Here is a 5,844-nt window from a genome sequence, read left to right as displayed (position 1 = left end):
TAACACTTGAAGAGAAGTAGTTTTCGGAGATCAATGAAAAATACATATATACCCTACTTTATTTTTGTTCTTTGATTGTTTTTAATCGACGACCACTATAGCAAAATGCTTTTACTTCTATAGTACTAGGAGTATTATCTTAGCCATTAAAATGATTCATTTTCCTACCTTTAGACTCCATCTTATGACAAATAAAAATGCGCCTTTCGGCGCTAATTATACATCTCTTATCCAAACGTCTTTGACGTCTTTTTTAAGAAGGTAGGTCACATTTTGGTGAATGAAAACTAAGCCAAAGTCTTCTTCTAGTTTAAATATTAATCGTTCTTCTAAGGGGATATTTTCTAATTTAGAGAAATCAAACTCTGTTGACTCGATGTCTAACCAGTTTAACTTGCCGCATTGTTTTTCTTTATCCGTCAATTTATAAGTTTGATGGATGTAAGGCATACGATAATCTTCGTAAACTTTAATTTTTTCATCTGTTGGTTGGCTTGGAGAACAATCGACACGAGCGTCTAGCCACTCTACTTCATGTACGACCAGTTTCTCTACTTTGACGCAATATCACTGATGATAAATAGCTTTGGAGAAAAGGTCATTTCCAAAAGCAAATCTGGCACTATTGGCTTAGGGCTTTGCTGGAATGGGGAGCCAGTCAAAGATTGTTTAGATAAAACTGTGTAGTTAGTCATTATTCTATTTACCTACTTACACTAGACTCGGGGCGTCTCTTCGGATGTATCAAATGAAAAGGCAACGATACTAGTACTTATTTTACCCTCCTCATCTAAACGGACAAGCGCTTCAAACAACTCGATTGAGAAGAACGTTTTTGTCATTCCGACAGGTTTAAAAACGTGCCTCTTGCTATCCGGAAGTTCCTTGATCTTTTCATCAGATAAGTAAAAACGGGTAGTTACGTCAGTCACTTTTATGCTTTTATCATAATCAACGACATCTACTAAGTTATCTACTGCTATTATGTAGCGCTCAGTTAACACTCCGTCTCCGGAACAGGTTAATTTTGCGGGATAAACTTCAACACCGTATGGGTCGAAACTCATAATTAGTTCAGCAATAGGCTTAGTGACATTAAAAGCGTCACCTTTGATTAAATCTAATGCTTCAATTTCATAGATATCATCATCTTTCCACACAATCTCACTTTTACAAGAAGTAGGAGTGAAATCATTATCATCATAGAAAGACGACCGAATATCAACGGAAGTAAATAATGATTCACCCTCGTTAAAGTCCTCATTTAAGTATGTTATTTGCATTTTAAACGTGGAAAGCTCCTAATTTCATTACGTAAACAAGGTTGACAACCAGTACAAACACGATCAGTTATACTAGAAACTAAAAAATCGATCAAAACATAAAATTTATTTGTAAATAGTTCTTCATATAAGTCTTTATAAATAAAAAAATGCCCTTCTTCATTTGTAAAAAATGAACTTTCATCTCGTAATATTGGTTCTGACTTATAATAACCAGGCAAAAAATCATCTGTCTTAAAATAACGGATTGATATAACACCCTCAGTTAAATTAAGAACATCAATATAACGTATTTTCCTTTTAACATAATCACTTATAAAAATACTTAATCCGTATGTTTGGGATATATCCGGCTCAACTTTAACAAGTCGGATTTTATAATGATACAAGCTAACTAGGTCATCAATTTTATGCTCTGTATAATTCATGACATTTCCCATTCAACTGACCAATCGGAAGCCTTTTGATACTTTGCATATGAAAAAATCTTAACAGAATTGATTTTCTCTATAATTGATTTATGAAAAAAAACAACGATAGATCCATAAGAGGGTTTGAATACCAACCTTTCCTCGACGGGTATTTCTGATAATAGATCAAAGTTAAACCCCTTAACTTCATCCTCTATATCGATAATATTATAACAATGAAGATAAACAAACTCTTTCTCTTTGATCTTAGCAGGAACAAGTGAGTTTTTGTATAGCATTAATTCTGATAATACTGCAAGAAAATCCAGGTCAAACAATATCTCAGTGTTGACAGAAACATCAAACGGAGCATCGATAGCGCTGAAATTCTTTAAGCTAATACACTCAAAGTTAACATGCATGGTTGTAGATATCGCTTTATCCATTAACAAACTAAATCCACGTTCATCTTCCATGTTTACTACAAAATTCACCTTTGAGTAGTCATTTGATAACACATAATATTCTTCACTAATTGGCATCACACCATGCTTCTTAAACAAATAATAAAAAGAAGGCTAAGCGTTCAGCTTGCGTTTCCTCTTACAAAATACTCAACACATTACATAAATTGAAGTTACGTGCTCAAAAAAGCGCCTTTCGGCGCTTATTATACATCCCTAACCCAAACGTCCTTGACGTCTTTTTTAAGAAGGTCAATCACACTTTGGTGAATGAAAACTAAGCCAAAATCTTCTTCTAGTTTAAATATCAATCGTTCTTCTAAGGGGATATTTTCTAATTTAGAGAAATCAAACTCTGTTGACTCGATATCTAACCAGTTCAACTTGCCATATTGTTTTGCTTTATCCGTCAATTTATAAGTTTGATGTATGTAAGGCATACGATAATCTTCGTAAACTTTAATTTCATCATCAGATGGCTGGCTTGGAGAACAATCCACGCGAGCGTCTAACCACTCTACTCCGTGTACGACCAGTTTCTCTACTTTTGACGCAATATCACTGATGATAAATAGCTTCGGAGAAAAAGTCATTTCCAAAAGCAGATCAGGCTCTACTGGCACTATTGGTTTAGGGGTTTGCTGGAATGGGAAGTTAGTTAAGTTTTGCTTTGTTAAAATAATATAGTCTTCTTTCATTATTTTCCCCTAAAATTTAGGTGCACGCATAGATGTATTCTTCTTCATTTTCCTAACTAGAGAAAATCTTGAATCATTACTAATCAAATCATAGATTTCTGGAGCGAAAAATACTGCAGTATCAGCTCCTTTAGCCCTATAAACCACCCGTTTATGGAAGGGGATCTTTAAAATTTTCTCTGGGCTTAGAAACAATCGGTGGACGATCAGGTCCCCATTGTTTGGTGATACTTCTACAACACTTCGTTCAAAGTCGACAACGTCTTGAATGTTATTCAGAGCTAGTATATATCGATCGGTGATGACTCTATCTTTAGTCGATAGTGATGCTGGATAAAACTCTACACCATAAGGATCAAAGCTCATTACAAGATCTGCAAATTCTTTAGTAACACATATGTCACCATTGTCCGAAATGGGGTGAACCATGGAGGAAGTTACATTTTTATCCTCCCATCTTATTGGACTCTCCGAACTCGTTGGGTGAAAATTATTTGTACTATATAGAAATTCACGATCATCCACACATTGGAATACCGTTGAACTTCTCATATAGTCCTCAGAGATTACCGAAAACTCCATCTTATACCTCTTTATTGTTTGGTAATTATCTTGCTTTGCTCTCTTACACTCATAAGGCGATATTACTAGTGAAGGAATTAAAAACACATCAATAATCTTCTGTAGGAGCAAACCTTTTTACAAGCGGAATTGGCTGATTAGGATATGTTAATACGTTGGATGGAACCGAATAAGAAAATTCATCCGGAAAATCATAAAGTGGTGTTTCAATCGTAGTATTAAAGAAAAAGCGCCATGAGACGCTTTTCAATGCTGGCAGTCTAATAACGGCCATATGGAGCTGTGGTATCATACCATACATCGACACATCCAGCTGACTTCAAGTCTTTAACGAAGTTCTCACTAATATATAATTCATTATTCTCGTTAAAAACAAAAGCATATTTTTCTTCTACTTCTAAATCTGTCAGGGTTGGGAATTGTAAAAGTTCAATTGTTTTATAATCATCAAACTGTCTATCATAATCGTCGGGATTACTACCAAAATCAAAATGACTATCCCAAGTATCTTTTCCTTCTAACCAAAATTCATTTAACTTTTCTAAAATTTCTTCCCAAATTACGAATCGGATAGTATTGTCAAAAATAATAAACAAGTCAGGGTTAGAAAAAACCATACTTGGTCTTTTTTCTGGTAGAATATTGCTTAAATTTTCTTTAATAAACTTAATATACATATTACTTTAGGATTGTTATTTACATAAAAGTCATTTAAATTTAATTTCATCTATCTAAAGTCTGAATAGCCGTCTGCCGGTATAAATTCCACACCGACTAGCTTAGAATTTTTTATTTTTTCAACTAAACTTTTATGGAAAAAAACACACTTCAACCAACCAGGATCTATCACTATCTGTCTTCTATCTACTGGTATAGTCTGAATTAGTTTTTCATCTAATATAAGATTAAGAATACCACTAATCATCTCATCACCATTAGAATCCTTTCGGTACCTCTTGATCTTACTTTCAGATCTATCAATCAACTTAATCTCGTTGACAACTTGTAGCATAAGAAAATCATGTTCGCCTTTATCATGAAGTTTAATATCGACCCAATTAACCCCAAAAATGTTATTAAAATCTAATTTCGAAAATTCATTTTTCTTAATCGAGAAATTTGGCATTTCAAGTATATCTGGGATTTCATAATCGTCTTGTGGAAGAAATTCGACTATCAAGGGAACAGGTGCTTTAGGGTAAGTAAAACTCGTTAAGGGCACGGAATCGATGTATTCATCTGGAAAACAATAAATTGGGGAATTGACACACTCTCTTGCAAAAAAATATTCACTCATTTTCCAACCTCAAGTTTTCTAGGTTTCATAGTCTTACCTTTTACATTCTTTATATTGTGTTTTTCTTCCGGTAGCTTGGAAGATCTACTTGGGCATGCGCTTCTTGATTTATTCTTGCTTTCTATATTACTCTCGCCTGCACAACCTATGTCACTTGCCGGAGAGTAATCATGACCAAAAGTCGAAATTGTATATAAAAAGCTATCTAAACACACTAAAACGTCTTCAGAGACGTCGTCTAAATCAGACTGAAAGTGCCTTTTATTCCCTGATTTGCAATAATAGCCTCTTCTTGCACTTTCTTTTACACCTTTAATATCTCGATTAACTGACTTTATATACTTTATATCATCCAGCCGCAACTTAGATGCTACGGGATCAGGAACCTTTGTTACCGGAATTGATGTAAGTTCACCACTTTCAAGATCTGAACTTGTTTCCCAAAACTGTTCTTGCTTGGTCTTGAAGTCCAAACCTCCACCATGGCCAGACTTATGGACGTGTGTATTGACTTGACAAGCGATATCCGTTTTGGAAGGGAACATTACCCCATTTTTCCAGGTGTTTATATCATACTCATATGCTTCTCTGTATTTTTTCCACTCTGGAGTATCTAAGTTTTTAGTTGTTATGATGTGGTGAGCCTGAAGTCCGAACTGTCCGTCATCCCCCTTCAAACGTCCATCCGCCCATAAATGTTCATTGAAGCCCGACTTATAGTGCTTAGATTTAATTGCTTTTGCTAAAGCAGGCCCTGAACCTTTTATAAGACTATGTGTTTTTGCAGTTGAGTTTTTAGCCATGATGGTATTGACCTCTAATAAGCATCACATTTTTCTGGTTTTTTCTTACAAACGGGACAGACAAAATCTTTTTTATCTTTGTCCTCATTTGCCTTCGCAGAACTCTTTCCTGACTGTGCAGACTCGCCAGTATTATGTTTTACTTTTGCTGGGTAAGTTTTCTCACTCTTACCTAAAATTCGAGCAAAAAGGTCATCAAACTCGCCCATCGCTTCTTTAAGCTTATCCGGTACCATCTTATCGATGATTTTTACCTCATCCGCTAACTTCAAGAAATACGTACCGAGCTCATCTGCACCCATTCTGT

At 35.0% G+C, this 5,844-nt stretch carries 8 protein-coding genes and 2 pseudogenes; all 10 read right to left on the bottom strand.

The features are described 5' to 3' along the window. Window positions 1-216 precede the first annotated feature (216 nt). A pseudogene (locus L3V37_RS23555) lies at window positions 217-698 on the bottom strand (hypothetical protein). Between the two features lie 18 nt (window positions 699-716). After that, complete coding sequence (locus L3V37_RS23550) at window positions 717-1,283, bottom strand: hypothetical protein (RefSeq protein WP_237307294.1); 567 nt, start codon at window positions 1,281-1,283, stop codon at window positions 717-719. Next, entirely contained in the window at window positions 1,274-1,711 is a 438-nt protein-coding gene (locus L3V37_RS23545) for a hypothetical protein (protein ID WP_237307292.1), read from the bottom strand. Before L3V37_RS23545 ends, L3V37_RS23550 begins: the two co-directional genes overlap by 10 nt. Next, window positions 1,708-2,235 carry a hypothetical protein gene (locus L3V37_RS23540; RefSeq protein ID WP_237307296.1) on the bottom strand — a complete coding sequence of 176 codons (528 nt, stop codon included), beginning with the start codon at window positions 2,233-2,235 and terminating at the stop codon, window positions 1,708-1,710. The genes L3V37_RS23545 and L3V37_RS23540 overlap by 4 nt, the downstream gene beginning before the upstream one ends. A 128-nt stretch (window positions 2,236-2,363) precedes the next feature. Continuing rightward, entirely contained in the window at window positions 2,364-2,855 is a 492-nt protein-coding gene (locus L3V37_RS23535) for a hypothetical protein (RefSeq protein ID WP_237307291.1), read from the bottom strand. Window positions 2,856-2,864: 9 nt separating this feature from the next. After that, entirely contained in the window at window positions 2,865-3,437 is a 573-nt protein-coding gene (locus L3V37_RS23530) for a hypothetical protein (protein ID WP_130546509.1), read from the bottom strand. A gap of 260 nt (window positions 3,438-3,697) precedes the next feature. Then, on the bottom strand, window positions 3,698-4,114 hold the full coding sequence (locus L3V37_RS23525; RefSeq protein ID WP_237307289.1) for a hypothetical protein: 417 nt from the start codon (window positions 4,112-4,114) through the stop codon (window positions 3,698-3,700). Between the two features lie 50 nt (window positions 4,115-4,164). After that, on the bottom strand, window positions 4,165-4,734 hold the full coding sequence (locus L3V37_RS23520; protein WP_053304698.1) for a hypothetical protein: 570 nt from the start codon (window positions 4,732-4,734) through the stop codon (window positions 4,165-4,167). After that, a complete protein-coding gene (locus L3V37_RS23515) occupies window positions 4,731-5,537 on the bottom strand; it encodes an AHH domain-containing protein (RefSeq protein ID WP_237307287.1) in 807 nt (268 codons plus the stop codon). The genes L3V37_RS23520 and L3V37_RS23515 overlap by 4 nt, the downstream gene beginning before the upstream one ends. A gap of 14 nt (window positions 5,538-5,551) precedes the next feature. Beyond that, window positions 5,552-5,844, bottom strand: a pseudogene (locus L3V37_RS23510) (hypothetical protein); the annotation flags it as partial.

It is taken from the genome of Vibrio sp. D54 (genome assembly GCF_021728075.1).
GTDB lineage: Bacteria > Pseudomonadota > Gammaproteobacteria > Enterobacterales > Vibrionaceae > Vibrio > Vibrio alginolyticus.
This window is presented reverse-complemented; position numbering and strand designations above follow the sequence as displayed.